The organism is Methylobacterium sp. 1973 (assembly GCF_040545035.1).
Taxonomy (GTDB): domain Bacteria; phylum Pseudomonadota; class Alphaproteobacteria; order Rhizobiales; family Beijerinckiaceae; genus Methylobacterium; species Methylobacterium fujisawaense.
On sequence record NZ_JBEPLA010000001.1, the window covers coordinates 106,358 to 122,391 of the forward strand.

At 71.3% G+C, this 16,034-nt stretch carries 13 protein-coding genes and 1 other RNA gene; 6 read left to right on the forward strand and 8 right to left on the reverse strand.

The features are described from left to right. Nucleotides 1-160: 160 nt before the first annotated feature. The 4 genes from ABIC70_RS00535 to ABIC70_RS00550 all read right to left on the reverse strand — a co-directional run bounded on the left by ABIC70_RS00535 (nucleotide 161) and on the right by ABIC70_RS00550 (nucleotide 2,070). A complete protein-coding gene (locus ABIC70_RS00535; RefSeq protein WP_043382652.1) occupies nucleotides 161-979 on the reverse strand; it encodes a TIGR00282 family metallophosphoesterase in 819 nt (272 codons plus the stop codon). Between the two features lie 3 nt (nucleotides 980-982). Beyond that, nucleotides 983-1,600, reverse strand: a complete 618-nt coding sequence (locus ABIC70_RS00540) for a 5-formyltetrahydrofolate cyclo-ligase (RefSeq protein WP_354438590.1) — start codon at nucleotides 1,598-1,600, stop codon at nucleotides 983-985. Further along, a non-coding RNA gene (gene ssrS / locus ABIC70_RS00545) (6S RNA) lies at nucleotides 1,590-1,746 on the reverse strand. The genes ABIC70_RS00540 and ssrS overlap by 11 nt, the downstream gene beginning before the upstream one ends. 69 nt (nucleotides 1,747-1,815) lie before the next feature. Beyond that, a complete protein-coding gene (locus ABIC70_RS00550; RefSeq protein ID WP_354438591.1) occupies nucleotides 1,816-2,070 on the reverse strand; it encodes a hypothetical protein in 255 nt (84 codons plus the stop codon). 441 nt (nucleotides 2,071-2,511) lie between these two features. On the opposite strand from ABIC70_RS00550, the gene ABIC70_RS00555 reads away from it, so the two are divergent. Both ABIC70_RS00555 and ABIC70_RS00560 read left to right on the forward strand, forming a co-directional pair. Then, on the forward strand, nucleotides 2,512-4,617 hold the full coding sequence (locus ABIC70_RS00555) for a GumC family protein (RefSeq protein ID WP_274926258.1): 2,106 nt from the start codon (nucleotides 2,512-2,514) through the stop codon (nucleotides 4,615-4,617). After that, nucleotides 4,614-5,918 carry a VpsF family polysaccharide biosynthesis protein gene (locus tag ABIC70_RS00560; protein WP_354438593.1) on the forward strand — a complete coding sequence of 435 codons (1,305 nt, stop codon included), beginning with the start codon at nucleotides 4,614-4,616 and terminating at the stop codon, nucleotides 5,916-5,918. The genes ABIC70_RS00555 and ABIC70_RS00560 overlap by 4 nt, the downstream gene beginning before the upstream one ends. A 34-nt stretch (nucleotides 5,919-5,952) precedes the next feature. On the opposite strand, the gene ABIC70_RS00565 is transcribed toward ABIC70_RS00560, so the two are convergent. Continuing rightward, nucleotides 5,953-7,194, reverse strand: coding sequence for a glycoside hydrolase family 5 protein (locus tag ABIC70_RS00565; RefSeq protein WP_354438595.1), 1,242 nt, complete (start codon nucleotides 7,192-7,194; stop codon nucleotides 5,953-5,955). Further along, nucleotides 7,188-8,369: a DUF1972 domain-containing protein gene (locus tag ABIC70_RS00570; RefSeq protein ID WP_354438597.1), complete on the reverse strand. Its 1,182-nt coding sequence runs from the start codon at nucleotides 8,367-8,369 to the stop codon at nucleotides 7,188-7,190. The genes ABIC70_RS00565 and ABIC70_RS00570 overlap by 7 nt, the downstream gene beginning before the upstream one ends. 106 nt (nucleotides 8,370-8,475) lie before the next feature. Between ABIC70_RS00570 and ABIC70_RS00575 the strand changes: the two genes are divergently transcribed. Further along, nucleotides 8,476-9,741, forward strand: a complete 1,266-nt coding sequence (locus tag ABIC70_RS00575; RefSeq protein WP_279898568.1) for a glycosyltransferase family 4 protein — start codon at nucleotides 8,476-8,478, stop codon at nucleotides 9,739-9,741. 313 nt (nucleotides 9,742-10,054) lie between these two features. Beyond that, nucleotides 10,055-11,053 (forward strand): lipid II:glycine glycyltransferase FemX, encoded by a 999-nt coding sequence (locus tag ABIC70_RS00580; protein ID WP_279898567.1) that lies wholly within the window; start codon nucleotides 10,055-10,057, stop codon nucleotides 11,051-11,053. A gap of 15 nt (nucleotides 11,054-11,068) precedes the next feature. Here the strand turns inward: ABIC70_RS00580 and ABIC70_RS00585 are convergent, their stop codons facing one another. Both ABIC70_RS00585 and ABIC70_RS00590 read right to left on the reverse strand, forming a co-directional pair. Further along, complete coding sequence (locus tag ABIC70_RS00585) at nucleotides 11,069-12,334, reverse strand: MATE family efflux transporter (protein WP_043382753.1); 1,266 nt, start codon at nucleotides 12,332-12,334, stop codon at nucleotides 11,069-11,071. Between the two features lie 206 nt (nucleotides 12,335-12,540). Further along, nucleotides 12,541-13,683: an aminotransferase class V-fold PLP-dependent enzyme gene (locus tag ABIC70_RS00590; protein WP_279898566.1), complete on the reverse strand. Its 1,143-nt coding sequence runs from the start codon at nucleotides 13,681-13,683 to the stop codon at nucleotides 12,541-12,543. A 143-nt stretch (nucleotides 13,684-13,826) separates the two neighbouring features. On the opposite strand from ABIC70_RS00590, the gene ABIC70_RS00595 reads away from it, so the two are divergent. Together ABIC70_RS00595 and ABIC70_RS00600 are read left to right on the forward strand one after the other, a co-directional pair. Beyond that, nucleotides 13,827-15,077 carry a molybdopterin molybdotransferase MoeA gene (locus tag ABIC70_RS00595; RefSeq protein WP_286965775.1) on the forward strand — a complete coding sequence of 417 codons (1,251 nt, stop codon included), beginning with the start codon at nucleotides 13,827-13,829 and terminating at the stop codon, nucleotides 15,075-15,077. A 66-nt stretch (nucleotides 15,078-15,143) separates the two neighbouring features. Continuing rightward, nucleotides 15,144-16,016 (forward strand): 4-(cytidine 5'-diphospho)-2-C-methyl-D-erythritol kinase, encoded by an 873-nt coding sequence (locus ABIC70_RS00600; RefSeq protein WP_354438599.1) that lies wholly within the window; start codon nucleotides 15,144-15,146, stop codon nucleotides 16,014-16,016. Nucleotides 16,017-16,034 lie beyond the last annotated feature (18 nt).

The window sequence follows — 16,034 nt, forward strand, 5'->3', positions numbered from 1 at the left end:
CCGATCGTGGGCACTGTGGGGGTAGGCCCGCACGCGATCAAGTCTCGCGAAGGTCAGCGGGAAGCTATGCCCACCCCCTTCGGGACCGGCGACGCACAAAAGGCTTAAGACCGCCGCCTCGTCCTAAGCCGAACCGGCATCCGCAGAACCGGACGGGACGCTAATCCCAGAATTGCGGCCAGCTTTCCTCCAGATTCGGCCCGAGGCGGAGGGCTGCGACCCGCGTGGCGAGGCCGCGCGCATCCGTCTCCACCGCGATGCCGCTCAGGGTGCCCTCACCGACCGCCACCTCCCATCGGGAGCCCGGCGTCTTCTGGATCATGCGCCGGATCGGCTCGTCCTTCTGCATGCCGATCACCGAATCGTAATCGCCGCACATGCCGGCATCCGACATGTAGGCCGTGCCACCCGGCAGGATCCGGTGGTCCGCGGTGGGCGTGTGCGTGTGCGTCCCGACGACGAGGCTCGCCCGCCCGTCGAGGTAGTGACCGAAGGCCTGCTTCTCGCTCGTCGCCTCGGCGTGGACGTCGACGATCACGGCGTCGGCCGCCGCGCCGAGGGGGCAGGCGGTGAGTTCCCGCTCCACGGCCGTGAACGGATCGTCCATCGGGTCGAGGAAGACGCGGCCCATCACATTGACGACGAGGACGCGGGCGCCTCCCTGCGTCTCCACGACGGTCGCGCCGCGGCCCGGCGTACCCGGGGGATAGTTCGCCGGCCGCACCAGGCGTGGCTGGCGGGCGATGAAGACCATCGCCTCGCGCTGGTCGAAACTGTGATTGCCCAGCGTCACCGCATCGGCACCGGCCTGGATCAGTTCGTCGCAGATGGCCTCGGAGATGCCGAAGCCGCCGGCCGCGTTCTCACCGTTCACCACCACGCAGTCGAGGCGCCACCGCTCACGCAGACGCGGCAGGCGCTCGCACACGACGGTGCGGCCCGAGCGCCCGACGACGTCGCCGAGAAAGAGCAGGCGCATGGGTCAGGCGATCCTGTCGCAGCGGATCACGCCGGACTCGGTGATCACGAACTGGAGGGGGCGGTCGTGCGGCTCGGCCGGCACCCGCTCCACCTCCTGGGCGGCGAAGCCGATGCCGACGGTCAGGACCGGACGGGCCCAGGAGAGGCGCGCGATCGCGCCGTCGTAGTAGCCGCGGCCGTATCCGATGCGCTGACCGGTCCGGTCGAAGGCGGCGAGCGGGACGATCAGCGCGTCAGGCTCCACCGGCGGAAGCGACGGATCGGGCTCGCTGAGACCGAATCGGCCGGCGATCAGGTCGTCGCCGACGCGCCATTCGCGGAACACCAGGCCGTCCGGCGTGACGTGCGGCAGGGCCACGGCCTGGGCGCGGGCGCGCAGGCCCTCGACGGCGGGGCGGGGGTCGACTTCGCTGCGGATCGGCCAGAAGGCCCCCACCAGACGGGCCTGGGCAAGCTCGGGCAGCGCGAGCAGCGCGCGTCCGATCGCCGCCGAGGCGGCCTGCCGGGCCGCGGGATCGAGGGCGTCGCGGGCTGCGAGGGCCGCGCGGCGGAGTTCCGCCTTTCGGGCGACGTCCGGAGCTTCGGCGCTGGCCTGGGGAGGGGTCGGGTGCGGAGCCACGTGAGCCGTTGGAGGATCGATCCCGGGAAACCTACAGCGTAGGTGGGCGCCGTGTTGGCCAAGTCCAGGGACGAGGCCAGGGACAGCTCCCGAGGGAGTCGATAAGGCCCCGGGGATAGTGCTCCTGACGAACTCTGCAGCCCCGCTGTCATCATGTAGCGGTCCTGACCCGATCCCGCCAGGGCCGTGCGTACCAAAAACCGCAGGTCGTCGCTTCAGGCCGGCGCCGCTCCGCCGTCTTTCGCGCCGGCCGCTCTAGCCCGGGCCACCGCGAGAATCTCGATGCGGTCCTCCTCGTCGGCGACCGACTGCCACAGGCGGATCAGCTCGATGAGATCGGCCAGCGGGCGCGATGCCGGAGTCCCGAAGAAGGCCGCGACCGGCACCCCGGTCACGGCCGCGATCCGACGCAGATGGGCACTGACATCGCGCCGCCCACCGGCCCGGTCCTCGAAGCTGGCTGTCTGCATAAGAGCGCACCCAAAATTGGATCGCAGGCCGCGAAGTTAGACAATGCTACGACGCCATGTGATCAATACAATTTATCCGATGGGATAATAGAGCACGCCAAAGAGGTTATCCACGCCGATAGCGCTCCGTATCGGTGAAAGCCGCAGCACGAAGGCGCTGTCTTTGCGTGGCTGGCGAGCCGGCTAGGTCGGCCTGCCGACAGACCTCCGCGATGCGGCGACGTGTGCGAGCCGCGCGCCACCGACATGCTGTAGCAACAATCGGAACGACGCAGTCATCCGGGACCGCGCCGCGTGCCGATTGTTTACCATGCCCCCAGTCATCCGCGCGATTGAGGCGCTGATCGGGGTCCCGATACATTGTCCGCAGACTGCGCGACTCTTGCAGTAGAGAAGGCGCCCGCGAGGGACCGACCAGGATTGAGACGACGGTGACCGATCGTGGCACAGATCGACCATAACATCGCTGTCGCGACGTGGCTCGCCCCCGTGCAGCCGGCTCATCCCGAGCGTCCGGGCCCGAACCGTCCGGACACGACGGCCGAGCTGGGCGACCTGTGGCGGATCCTGTGGCGGCGCAAGCGGCTGGTCTTCGGAACGGCGCTGCTGCTCGGACTCACCGTGCTGGCCTATGCCCTGATCACGCCGTCGCTCTACACGGCCACGGGACAGATCCTGATCGATCCCCGGGACCGTCAGGTCGTCACCAACGACGTCAATCCCGCCGCATTGTCGCCGGATGGTGGCATCGCGCAGGTCGAGAGCCAGGTGAAGGTGATCGAGTCGGACGCCGTCCTGGGGCGGGCGGTCGATCAGGCCGGCCTCGAGCGGGTGCCGGGCTTCGGCGTTCCGCAGGAGAGCGGCATCGCCCGTGCGTTGGCGTCCCTTCGCGAGATGCTGACCGGGCCGAGACCGGAACGCCGCGTCGATGCGCGCGGCCGCGCCCTCGACCAGCTGCGACGCCGGCTCGCGGTCAAGCGCGCCGACAAGGTGTTCGTGATCGATCTGGTCGTCACCACGACCGATCCCGATCTCTCGGCGCGGATCGTCAATGCCATCGCGGGCGCCTACCTGACGGACCAGACCGAGGCCCGCTCGGACGCCGCCAAGCGCGCCGCGGGCGATCTGCGCGGGCGCCTCGACGAGCTGCGGAACGCCGTGAACACCGCCGACAAGAAACTGGAGGATTACAAGGCGCGCAACGGCCTCATCGCCTCCAGCGGCCGGCTGGTGAACGAGCAGCAACTCACCGACCTGAATGCGCGGCTTGTCGCGGCACGGGCTCGGACCGCCGAGGCCAAGGCGCGCCTTCAGGGGATCCGCGACGCGCGCGGGCAGGCGATCGGGTCCGGAGCGATGCCGGAAGCCGTCCAGTCCTCAGTGATCGACCGGCTCCGCGGCCAGTACGCGGAACTCGCGGCCAAGGAGGCGGACCTCCGCACCAATCTCGGCGAGCGCCACCCGTTCATCGCCGCCGTGCGCACGCAGATGCAGGACGTCCGCCGGCTGATCGACGCCGAGCTGAACCGGATCGCGGGCGCCGCCGAGACCGAGTCCCAGCGGGCCCAGGCCAACGAACGGACCCTCGCGGCGGAGCTGGAGCGCCTGCAGCGGCAATCGGCGGTCAACGCCCAGTCGTCGGTGCAGCAGCGCGAGCTGGAGCGGGAGGTCGACGCGGCGCGCTCGGTCTACAACGCCTTCCTGGTCCGCGCCCGCGAGATCAAGGAGCAGACCAGCATCGACAGCTCGAACGCGCGGATCATCACCGCGGCGCGGCCGCCGCAGGATCCGAGCTGGCCACCGCGCCTGATCCTGGTGGCCGCCGCCCTCGCCGGCGGCCTCGGCCTCGGCGCCGGTCTCGCGCTGACGCGGGAATACCTCGCGCCGACCGTGCTCTCGTCCCGGCAGTTGGAGCGCCTGTCGAACGCCCCGGTCGTCGCGGTGCTGCCCGGCCTGCGGCCGGGCGGCGCGAGCGCGAGCGCGGCGAGCATGACGCTCGACCACCTCGCCGCGACCTCAAGCAGCCGCGGCCGCTCCCTGGCGCTGCTCGTGACCTCGGGCGAATCCGACGATGCGGAGCGCCGGGCCGTGATCGCGCTGCTCGCCGCCGTGGCGGTCGGGCGCGGCGACCGGGTTTTGCGGATCGATGCCGATCTGCGATCCGACGGCTCCGGCACCGGCGGCCTGCTCGACGTGCTGCGCGGCGAGCAGAGCCTCAACGCCGTGACGCAGACCGACCCGGCCTCCGGTGCCCGCCGGATCGGACTCGGCGATACGGTGAAGCCCCTGCGCGACGCCCTGACACCCGCCAACATCGAGCGCTTCATTGCAGGCGTGAAAGGACGCTTCGACCTCGTGATCGTGGATGGCGGCGTGCTGACCGAGAATCTGCGGCTCGGCCCTCTGGCCGCCGCCGCGGACCGGCTGCTGCTGGTCGCCTGCAACGGTGCGACGCGCCAGCGCGATCTGATCGACCTCGTCGACACGTCGGAGGCCCTCGGCCGACCGGTCTCCGGCTCCCTGCTCCTCACCCGGCGCACCGCGTGAGGACCCTCCGGCAGACCGCCGTCGCGCGCCGCCGCGCCGCGGTGGCGCGCCCGGGTCCGGTTCTGCGGGTCCTTCTGCGGGTGGAAGCGGCGGCGCTGTCGCTCTGGGCCCTCCTCCTCGTCGGGGTCTCCGGCGGCCTTCTGTGGGTGCTGGGGCTCAACTACGAGGGGATCACCGGCTCGGCCGCCTCCAAGATCCACCCGGCCACCTATCTGGCGGTAATCCTGATCGGCTGGACGCTGGTGCGGGCGGGCAATCCCGTGATCCCGGTGGCAGGCGCGCTGAACCGACGCCCGGCCAGCGTGCTCCTGGCCGCCTGCGGCGTGGCGCTCCTCGCGCTGATCGCGGCCCGGGGCGGCGCGGGCCTCGCCGGCTCGATCGATACCTTCGTGCTCGCCGGCCTCATCCCGATCCTGCTGATGGACCGCGACGCCGCCACGCTCGGCCGGCTCGAGACCGTCTTCCACGCGGTCATGCTCGCCAACGCCCTGCTCGGCCTGTTCGAACTGGCGAGCGGCCAGCGGTTCTTCCCCTATCGGTTCGACGGCGTCGCGTTCGAATCCGACACCCGCTCGGCGGCGTTGCAGGGGCATCCGCTGGCCAACGCGACCTTGACGGCCTGCTACATCCTGGCGCTCGCCAAGGGTGGTGGCCGGCTGGTGCCGATGGCCCGCGCCGCGATGATCGGCCTCCAGCTGGTCGCCCTCGTCACGTTCGGCGGTCGCTCGGCCACCGTCACGACACTGGTTCTCGGGAGCGGCGTGGGCCTCGTGGCCCTGAACCGCACCCTGCGCACCGGCCGCGTTCCGCTGGCGGCGGCGGCCGGTGCCTGCTTCGCCCTCACCCTGCTGCCGGTTCTGGTCGCTATCCTGGCCGCTGCCGGCTTCTTCGACACCCTCCTGGACCGGTTCGTCTCGGACGGCGGCAGCGCCAAGGCCCGGGTCGACATGCTCTCGGTCTTCGACGCGATCCCGTTCCGGCAGCTCCTGCTCGGCCCCGACTTCCTGCAGGTGAACACCCTGCGCCGGATCTACGGGCTGGAATGGGGTATCGAGAATTCGATCATCTCGGCCGTGCTCTATCACGGCATCCTGGTGACGGCGGTGCTGGTGATCGCGGTGGGGCTCTACCTGGCGGAGGTCGCGCGGGACTGTCGGCGCGGGGTCTGGCTGCCGATCCTGGCCTTCGTGATCCTGGTGAACACCTTCGAGGGCCTGGCCGGCAAGACCACCCTGCTCGCCAAGTTCGCCCTGATGCTCATCGTGCTGTTCCCGCCCCTCCCCGCCCGGGGGCGCGTCTGATTGGGAGCGAAGAGCGGCCGAATCGGCGGCCGTTTCAGGACCGGCTCCGGAGCCCGAGCGCTGCGACGAGGGCGGGATCGGCGACGTGAGCGTCGTCCATGAAGCCGAGGCCGTCGAAGAGATTCCAGAACGACCAGGCGAACCCATTCGTCTCGGCCGCCATCCGGACGTCGCGGATATAGGCGGCCCGGTCCGGAGCCCGGGACGCCGTGAACCGGGCATCGGTGCGCAGGGCCCCGAACTCGCCCATCAGAACGTGTCCCGGGGCGATGCCGTAGAGGTCCGCCCAAGTCGAAACCGGCGCCATCGCGTCGGCGATGTAGGCGGGGCCGGGCGCGGCCTCGAAATAGTCGCGCAGCTTCGCTTCAATCACCGCCCGATCGCGCGCCTTCTCGGCCTGCGTCACCGTGCGGTCCGCGTCCATGCGCGCCTCGATCGCCGCCAGCGTCTCCCGCAGCCTGCCGCGCGTCCCGGGCCAGGGAACCGCCGTGAGCCAGCGATAGAACGGCTCCTCGGTAAGCCACGTCGCCCCCTGATGGGAGAACAGGTACGGCTCGTAGAAGTGGAACGTGTAGAGCAGCGGAGAAAACCGCGCGAGGGTGCCCGGATCGAGCGCGGTCAGGCCGGCGACGAGACTGCCGCAGGATCCCGTCGCCACCAGGGTCAGCGCCGGTGCCGCCGCCCGGGCCGCCTCGAGGAGGCTGTTCTGGACCCGATTCCAGGCGAGCGCGCCGCAGGCCTGCGGCGGCTCGTTCACCGGTTCCAGGGCCACTTGGCCGGCATCCTTCCGGGCACACAGGCGCGCGAGGGCGCCGACGAGGTCGCGATAGGCGGAGAACAGCGGCGCCCGGTCCGAACCGTAGAACGCGTCGGGCGTGTAATGGTGAGTCGCGGCATTGGCCTGGACATTGACCACGACGCGCAGCCCGGCCGCCAGGATCGCATCGATGGCGGCGGAGAGCGCATCGAACAGTTCGGTGCGCCGCGTGCCCGTGAAGGCCACGAAGGGTCCGGGATCGAGGGGCAGTCGCACGAAGTCGAAGCCGAGATCGGCGAGCTGCCCCAGGTCGCGGGGCGTGGGTATCGGCCGGCCGGCCTGGAAGGGCGGCCAGGCATAGTCGGTCCGCGGAGGCGGATATTCGGTGGTCAGCGAGAACCACGGCCACAGGGCGATGCCCCGACGCAACGCGATCGGCGCAGGCGTCGCTCGGACGGGTCGCGCCCCCGCCGCTGCGAGGGCACCGACGAGCAGGGAGCGCCGGCTTGGGCCTACCATTCCGGACCGGCTGCGGCGCCGACGAGAACGGCGCCGGGTTCGGGGGCCGAGACGTCTGGCGCCGGCGGGTAGCCGCCGACCCGGCGCAGCGTGTCCTCATAGGAGGCCAGCACGTCGTCCCAGCGGAAGCGCTCGGCGCGCCGCCGTGCGGCCTTGCGGGCCGCCGCGACCGCGGCCTCGTCGGCGAGGACATGCGCGATCGCTGCGGCGCAGCTGTCCCGATCCGAGAAGTAGAACTGATCGTCGCCGGCCGTGCCCCGGTTGAACGGATTGTCGTGGGCGATCACGGCGTTGCCTGCCCACAGCGCCTCGACCAGCGACGGGTTGGTGCCGCCCACGGTGTGACCGTGGAGATAGGCCCGCGCATGAACCCGAAGGGCCTGAACCTGCTCGGGCTCATAGATGGCGCCGGGGAACAGCACCTCGGGCGAGGCGGCATCCTCCACGGCGCGGTGGTACGGGTTGCCGACATTCAGCGTGCCGAGGACGACCAGCCGCATGCCCCGGGCGCGGCGTGAGAACGCCTCGACGAGCGTCAGGATGTTGTTGTCCGGCTCGATGCGAGCGATCGAAACGAGGTAGCGATCGGGCTCGAGCCCGAGGGGCGGCGGTCCGGTTTCGGCCGGAGGGTCGCCGCCATACGGAATGGTCGTGATGGCCGCGCGCGGGCGGCGTCGGGCGAGATGGTCGGCGATCCCGGGATGGTCGGCCACCAACCGCTGCGAGGACCACGCGGCGATCCACTCGCTGACATAGAAGAAGGCGCGGACGGGCAGCGACCATTTCGGACGGCGCCACTCGATGCCGTCCATGTTCGTCACGATCCGTCCGCCGCGCGCCCGCAGGTAGGGCAGGAACACCGCACCGTTGTACCCGAGCACCAGGCACACGCCGCCGCGTGTCGCCGCATCGTGCGTGCAGATGGCGTCGAAGGCGAGAGTCGCGGCGGGGCCGCTCAGGCCGGTCTCCACGGTGATCAGTTCGACGCCGTTCCAGAGGCGAGTCGAAATGCGCTCCCGCACCGTCTCGACGTCCCGCTGACAGTACACCCCGACCTGCCATCCGCGACCGGCCAAGAACAGCGCCAGACGTTCCGCAAAAGTCTCGAAGCCGCCATGCGCAGCCGGAATTCCGCGCGTGCCAAGAATAAGTAGTTTCGGTGCGCGGTCAGCCATGGACCTTCCTTCCCAATTAAGGGCCCCTATTGTAAAGCCCGAGGATACAGTCACGGCGCCCTGCGATTACAACCGCTAGTTGCTGTAAAAATTCAGAAATAGACTTATGGTTGATAGCCCAGGATTCAAGTCGGGTCGCGTCAGCGACGACGATCGCGCCTTCGCAGCCGCCATGCGCGCGGAGGGCGACGCCGCGTCGCGTCTGCGGATCACCTGCGTCCATCAGGGCTTCGAGTTGTACGGCTCGGATCGCTGCTTCATCGAGACCGTCCGGACCATCCGGGCCGCCCATCCCACCGCGCGGATCGACGTGGTGCTCCCGCGGCGCGGGCCGATCGTCGCCGGGCTGGAGCCGTTCGCCAACGACATCGTCATCGCACCGCTCTGGATCCTGCGGCGCAAGAATCTGGCGCGCCTCGCAACTCTGGGTCTGTTGACGCTGCCCATCGCCATAATCCGTGCGTTGCGTCGCATCCGCGCGAGCGACCTCGTCTACATCAACACCACCGTGGTGGCCGACTATCTGTTCGCCGCCCGGCTCGCGCCCGGCCGGAGCATCGTGCATGTCCACGAGATCCCCGAAGGCGTTGTGCTGAAGGTCCTGCGTGGTCTGATCCGCTGGAGCGGCGCCAACGTGGTGTTCAACTCGCGGGCCACCGAGCGAACCTACGCCCTGCCCCACGGGACCACAGCCCGCGTCGTCTATAACGGCATCGCCGGTCCGGCGGAGCCGAACCGGCCTGCGTATGACGGGTCTCGGCCGCTTCGGGTGCTGATGCTCGGCCGGATCAGCCGGATCAAGGGACAGGACGTCCTCGTGGAGGCCCTCGCCTCGCTGCCCGAACCCGTGCGCCAGCGGATCCAGGTGCGCATCGTCGGCAGCGCCTTCGAGGATGACGCCCGCGAGCAGGCCCTGGTGAAGCGGATCGCCGAGGCGGGTCTCGCCGATCAGGTCACCCTCGCGCCGTTCGTCGCCGATCCCGCGGCGCTCTACCGCTGGGCCGACGTGGTCACGATGCCGTCGCAGCGACCGGAATCCCTCGGCCGCGTGGCGATCGAGGCGATGTCCTACGGCGTTCCGCCCCTCGTCACCGCCATCGGCGGCCTTCCGGAGGTGGTGGAGGCCGGGAAGACCGGCTGGATCGTTCCGTCGGGCGGCCCGGAGCAGATCGCCGCCGTGCTGGCGGATCTGGTCGCGGACCCGGCGCGCTGGCGCGATTTCGGCCGTGCGGCGCGGGCACGCTACGAGAGCCTGTTCTCCGAAGCCTCGGCGGCCGAGGGTATCGAGGCGATCGTCCGGACGACGCTGCGCCGCCCGCGGGCGACGGATGCCGCGCGCGCCGCGGACGTTCCGGCCCGCCCGGCAGCTTAGAGCCGGCGTCCTCGCATTCGCCTCGGTTCCGATCCGGCGACGGAGCCGGTCGTGGGACCGGGCTCGCCCTCAGCGATCGGGGCCGAGCACCGCAGCCGCGCGGGGCGGGGCGGACCGTACGGCAACTGACGGTCGTCCACCGCTTCGCGGATTCGCCCCGAGGCCTCGAAGGCCCGCTGGACACGACGGGGATTCGGCGCGCAGTGCGGCAGTCACCCTGTGGACGATCGGCGGCGCAAGGATGCAATGCGACCGCGCCTGATCGATGAGCGTGCAGCGCGGACAACCCTGCCTGGGCAGGACGAGGAGCGACATGGCAGCCAAGCTCGCAGTTCAGGAGACTGCGGATGCCCTGGACTGGGACAGACGGATCTGGGCTTGCCCGGGCGCCAACATCTATTGCGGCAGTCCCTGGGGCGCCTACAAGGTGCGGCGCGGATTGGCGGTGCGGCGCGCGGTGGTGACCGGCGACGGTGCGGATCTCGCCTTCATCCAGTGGCAGACCCGTCGCAAGGGGCCGGCGCGGTTCATCCACGTCCAAGGCGGCCCCTTGCTGACCCAGGCCGGGACACACCGCGCGGAGGCGGTGTTCGCGGCGTTCATCGATCACCTCGCCCTCGGTCGGCTCGACATCCTCGCCATCGACTACGAGCAGTTCGAGACCCGGGATGCGACGCTGGCTCTCCTGATGCACGGCTTCACCCCGGTGATCGGCGCCCACGATCACACTCTCGAACTCGACCTGACGCAGGATCTCGACGCCATCCAGGCCGGTATGGAGCAGCGCTGGCGCAAGGCCCTGCGCAAGGTGGAGCGCAACACCGAGGTCACGACGCATTTCCTGACAGACCGAGCTGAGCGCCTGTCGGCCTTCGACGATTTCACCGCGATGTTCGCGGCCCTGCGGGAGCGCAAGGGTTTCGCCACGACGCTGCAGCCGAAGGCCTACCGGGACATCGCGGCTGAGGACGAGCACCTGCTCTTCCTCGACGTCCGCGAGAAGGGAGAGCGCATCCTCGTGCGCATCGCGCATCTGTCGGACACGCGCTGCACGGATTTCTACACGGCCTCGAACGCGCGGGCCCGGGCGACGGGCGCCGCCACCCTCGCCGTCTGGCGCTTCGTGGAACGAGCGAAGGCGGAAGGCTGCCGCGTCTTCGATTTCGGCGGCATCGATCCGGCTGTGAACCGTCCCGTCTTCGACTTCAAGCGCGGCCTGTGCACCCACGTCGTCCAGCACAATCCGCTCTGGATCTACAGCAAGACGCCCGCGCTGCGGAAACTGGCGCCCGTCCTGCTCACCCTCCGCTGAGCGCCGCCGCGCCCTTCACAGGACGCCGACGGGCCGCGCCGGCCTCGGATGCCGGGCCAGCGTCCGAAAGGCCGAGACCGACCAGACCAGCGTGGCCACCTCGGAGGACAGCAGGCCGACGAGCGCCGTGGCGGGAGGCATCAGCAGCAGCAGGATCGGCACCATCACGGCCATGCCGAGGGCGGCGCTCGCCACCGCACCCGCCGTGATGGTCCGGAACGCCGCGGAGGCCTCCAGATAGGCCCGCGGGATCGCGTAGAGCAGCGACACGGTCACCACCGCCCAGACGCCGAGCCCGATCCAGCCCATCGGCTGGTCGGTGAACCGCCCCTTGAACAGGATGTCCTCGATCAGCGGCAGGGCGGCCGCCATCAGCGCACCATAGGCGAGACAGGCGCTGCCGAGCAGGATCCCGTTGCGGATGACGAGCCGGCGTGCGGCGTCGACCTGCCCGGCCGCGAGCAGCCGGCTGATCTCCGGCAGGATCATGTTCAGCAGCGCGCTCGCCGGGATGCGCAGCGGCGCATAGAGCACGATCGTGGCGGCGATCGGCGCGTAGGCGGCAGGCCCGGCCAGGAGCGCCAGCAGCAGGGTCAGCCCCTGCCCCTGCACGGTCAGGCTGGTGACGCCGGCCAGAGACCAAGCGAGGGTCCGCCAGATCGCCCGGTAGCGCGCCCGTGCCCGCGCGTGGAGGGAGAAGCGGATCCGCTCGCGGAGTGCCCCGTACGCCACGGCGATCGCGATCGCGTGGGCGAGTGCGATCGCCGCGAAGGCCCGATCCAGGAGCGCCGTGCCCTCGCCGTTCAGCCACCGCGCGACCAGGAGACCGCCGCAGACCGCGTAGACCAGATCGCTCAGGCCGGCGATCCGGGGACGGCCGCGGGCGAGAAGCACGATCCGCAGATAGCTGCGGAAGGCGTAGAGGCCCACGAAGGCTCCCGCCGCGAGCGCGCCGAGGCCGATCACCGGGATCAGCACCAAGCCGACGCCGGTCGCCATGACGCCCGAGACGAGCACCGCCCCCGAGCCGAACATCACGTCGTAGCCGAGCGCCGCCGGCCGCCCCAGGCTCCGGGCGACGTGGATCGTCGCCGGGACCGCGACCAGGGCCCGGATATAGGTGATGCCGACCGCACCGACCGCGAAGACGATGGCGAACAAGCCGTAATCGTGCGCGCCGAGTTCGCGCACCAGCAGGATGTTCAGGAGGAAGTGGAACAGGCTCTGGATCAGTTCGCCTGACAGGATCACGGCGAACCGCCCGGAGAGGACGGCGCGCATCGGTCCGGGCAGGCGGCGACGGCCGGGACCCGGGATCCGGAGCCAATCACCGGGACGCGGCATCGAATCGGGCATGTGGGTGTGGACAGTCTCCGTGTGGGCGCGCCGACGGTGTTCCGGCACCGTCATCGAGAGCCGGCCGGTGGCGCAGCATCCGCATTCCTCCGGCTCTATGCCTGCGTCGAAGGATCCGCGTCCGATCGGTCTCAGATGACGCCCTGGCACGCGGCGCGCAGTGCGGCAATGCAGCGCGTGAGATCGTCGTCGTTCGCCCAGACATGCGGGCTGATGCGCAGGGCGCCGGAGCGCTCGCTGACGAAGACCTTGTCCTGGTGCAGGCGCCCGACGAGATCGGTCGGCATCCCCGCAGGCGGCCGCAATCCCAGGATGTGCGGTGCCCGCAAGGCTGCCGGCATCGGCGTCAGGCCGAACGCGGCGACCCCGTTCGCCAAGCGGTCTGTCAGCCCGCGCAGGCGGGCGGCGATGGCCGGCACGCGCCATTCGGCGATCAGCTCCAACCCGGCTACGGCCATGGACAACGCGACCGGATCGTAGAGTTCGCCCCGGTCGTAGCGGCGTGCGCCGACGGCCGGCGGCCGGTTGCCGACATTCTCCTCGATGGCTACCCCATCCTGCCGGTGCGGCGCCGCGTACAGGAAGGCGAGGCCATAGGGACCGAGGGTCCATTTGTAGGTGGGGAAGGCCAGGAAATCGGGGCGCCACCGGGCGACGCTCACCGGAACGGCGCCCACGGCCTGCGTCGCGTCGATCACCAGGGCCGCGCCCGCCGCATGGACCAGGGGGGCGAGACGGTCGAGGTCGATCAGGCTGCCGTCGGTCCAGTGCAGCGGGGTCAGGGTGGCGAGGGCGAGCGGCGCGGCACCCGGCCGCGTGATCGCGGCCGCGACGGCTTCGGTCCAGTCCCCGTCCGAAGGGCGCGGGATCTCCTCAACCACCAGGCCCTGTCGCTCGGCCAGGCGGTCGAAGGCGAAACGCAGGGACGGAAACTCGTCGGCCACGCGCAGCAGGCGCCCGCCCGGTCTCAAAGTCAGATTGTGCGCGGCCACCGCCATGGCGTGGCTGACCGCGCCGACGATCGCGATATCGTCCGCGCCGGCCCCGATCAGCCGGGCGGCCGCTGCGCGCGCCCGCTCGGCCCAAGCCGGGACCACCGCGCGGGGATGGTCCCAGGGTCGGCTCTTGACCAGAATTCCCGCTTCGCCCGCCTCGCGCACGGCCCGCGGAAGCGGCGACCACGCTGCCGCGTCGAGGTAGCAGATGGCGGCAGGCATCTCGAACAGGTGGCGCTGGCAGGGAAGCGCGACAGAGACGGATTCGGGAAACGCCATGATGCGCGGGAGCCTAGAGGATCTGACCTGTCGGGACCAAGGCCCGGGCTTGATCGCGCGGCGCCGATGCCGCAAGGCGACTCGTCCCAGCCCGCGAGGCCGCCTGTGCCGACCCGCCCGCCCCCGTCTGAGCCCGCAGCGCCATGGGCCGCCTGAGCCCCGACTGCTTCGACGCCGCACCCGCGCCGATGCGGGTCGCCGACGCGGTGGCGCTGATCCGGGCGCGGCTTCCGGTCCTGTCCGGAATCGAGACGGTTCCGCTCGCGGGTGCGGATGGCCGGGTCCTCGCGGAGGACCTGATCGCGCCGCTCGATCTGCCCCCCTTCGACAACGCCGCGGTGGACGGCTACGCCCTGCGGGCCGGCGATCTCGCGGTCGAGGGCGAAACGCGCCTGCCCATCGGCGGACGCGTGCCGGCCGGCCATCCGGCCGCCGATCCGGATCCGGGCGCGGTGGTTCGGATCTTCACCGGGGCGCCGATGCCTCCGGGGACCGACACCGTCGCCATGCAGGAGGACGTGCGGATCGAGGGCGGTACCGTTGTCCTGCCCGAGGGCCTGCTGCCGGGCTCCAACCGGCGGCGGGCCGGCGAGGACGTCGCCCGCGGCAGCATCGTGATCCGCGCCGGGACGCGCCTCGGGCCGCAGCACGTCGCGCTCGCCGCCGCCTGCGGCCTGCCCGCGCTGCCCCTGCGGAAGCCTCTGACGGTCGCGTTGTTCTCCACCGGTGACGAGCTGACGCCGCCCGGCCAGCCGCTGTCGCCGGCCGGCATTTTCGACGCCAACCGGCCGATGCTCGCCGCGCTCCTGAAACGGCTCGGCGCCGACCCGGTCGATCTCGGCATCCTGCGCGACGAGCCGGGGCCTCTGCGGGCGCGCATCGCGGGCGCCGCCGCGTCCCACGACCTGATCCTGACATCGGGGGGCGTCTCCGTCGGCGAGGAGGATCACGTCCGCGCCGCGGTCGAGGCTTCGGGCGCGCTGACCTTCTGGCGGCTGGCGATCAAGCCCGGTCGCCCGGTGGCACTCGGAACCGTGGCCGGCACGCCCTTCATCGGCCTGCCGGGCAATCCGGCCGCTGCCTACGTGACCGCCCTTGCGGTGCTGCGTCCCCTGGTCCTGCATCTCTCCGGGGCACACGACACGGCGCCCGAGATGGCGGTCCGCAGCGGCTTCGCCCGCGAGAAGCGTCCCGGGCGGCGCGAATATCTGCGCGTCTGCCTGCGCGCCGGCCCGGACGGACTGCCTGAGGCCGTGCCGGCGCCCGGCGGAGCTCTGTCGGGCCTTGCGGGAAGCGACGGGCTGGTCGAACTCGCCGAGGATCTGACCGCGATCCGCGTGGGCGACGCCCTGCCCTATCGGCCGCACGGGGCGTTCGGCGGAGACACCCGCTGAGCTGTTGTTCTGGTCCGCGAGGCTGTAGAGCCTCGGGACAAACCGCCACTACCCGACCGAGACCCCGTGACCCTTCTCGCCGATCGCGCCCCCGCCAAGGTCAACCTGACGCTCCACGTCCTCGGCCGCCGCGTCGGTGATGGCTACCACGTGCTTGAGAGCCTCGTCGCCTTCGCGGGGACTGCCGACCGCCTGACGCTGGATCCCGCTGCCTCGCTGGGCCTGACCGTCAGCGGGCCCACCGCCGGCCCGGCCGGTCCCACGGACGACAACCTCGTCCTCCGGGCCGCCCGGGGGCTCGCCGCGCGGGTGCCGGGGCTGCGCGTGGGCGCTTTCCATCTGGTGAAGCGCCTGCCGGTCGCGGCGGGGATCGGCGGCGGCTCCTCCGACGCCGCCGCTGCGCTGCGGCTGCTGGCGCGCCTCAACGGGCTGTCCCTCGACCACGAGGCCGTCGGCGCGGTGGCGCGCGAGACCGGCGCCGACGTGCCGGTCTGCCTCGTCCCGCGGGCCCGGATGATGCGCGGTGCCGGCGAGGAGATCGGCCCGGCCCTCGGGCTCGCGCCGCTGCCCGCGGTGCTGATCAATCCCGGCGTTCCGGTGCCCACCGCACCGGTCTTCAAGGCGCTGGGCCTCGCCGCCGGCCAGGATCTCCCGGGCGCACCGCATCCGACGATCCCGCAAGACATGGCGACCGGCGCGCTGCTGGAAGCCCTGGCCGGGGCCCGCAACGATCTGGAAGCACCGGCCCTGACCGTGGCGCCGGTGATCGGCGACGCGCTCAAGGCCCTCCGCGGCCAGGGCTGCCGCCTCGCGCGGATGTCGGGCTCGGGCGCGACCGTGTTCGCGCTGTTCGCCGACCGGCGCGCGGCCGTGCGGGCCGCCGCAGCCCTGCGCACCGCCCACCCTGCATGGTGGGTCGCACCGACCTTCCTGCGCTGAGCCAACCCGCGGCAGGCG

Excerpts from the sequence above, each read along its gene's own strand:
- ABIC70_RS00580 (WP_279898567.1), top strand. The coding sequence starts at position 10,055 with ATGGCAGCCAAGCTCGCAGTTCAGGAGACTGCGGATGCCCTGGACTGG.
- ABIC70_RS00535 (WP_043382652.1), bottom strand. The coding sequence starts at position 979 with ATGCGCCTGCTCTTTCTCGGCGACGTCGTCGGGCGCTCGGGCCGCACC.
- ABIC70_RS00585 (WP_043382753.1), bottom strand. The coding sequence starts at position 12,334 with ATGCGCGCCGTCCTCTCCGGGCGGTTCGCCGTGATCCTGTCAGGCGAA.
- ABIC70_RS00550 (WP_354438591.1), bottom strand. The coding sequence starts at position 2,070 with ATGCAGACAGCCAGCTTCGAGGACCGGGCCGGTGGGCGGCGCGATGTC.
- ABIC70_RS00575 (WP_279898568.1), top strand. The coding sequence starts at position 8,476 with ATGGTTGATAGCCCAGGATTCAAGTCGGGTCGCGTCAGCGACGACGAT.
- ABIC70_RS00565 (WP_354438595.1), bottom strand. The coding sequence starts at position 7,194 with ATGGTAGGCCCAAGCCGGCGCTCCCTGCTCGTCGGTGCCCTCGCAGCG.
- ABIC70_RS00595 (WP_286965775.1), top strand. The coding sequence starts at position 13,827 with ATGGGCCGCCTGAGCCCCGACTGCTTCGACGCCGCACCCGCGCCGATG.
- ABIC70_RS00590 (WP_279898566.1), bottom strand. The coding sequence starts at position 13,683 with ATGGCGTTTCCCGAATCCGTCTCTGTCGCGCTTCCCTGCCAGCGCCAC.
- ABIC70_RS00570 (WP_354438597.1), bottom strand. The coding sequence starts at position 8,369 with ATGGCTGACCGCGCACCGAAACTACTTATTCTTGGCACGCGCGGAATT.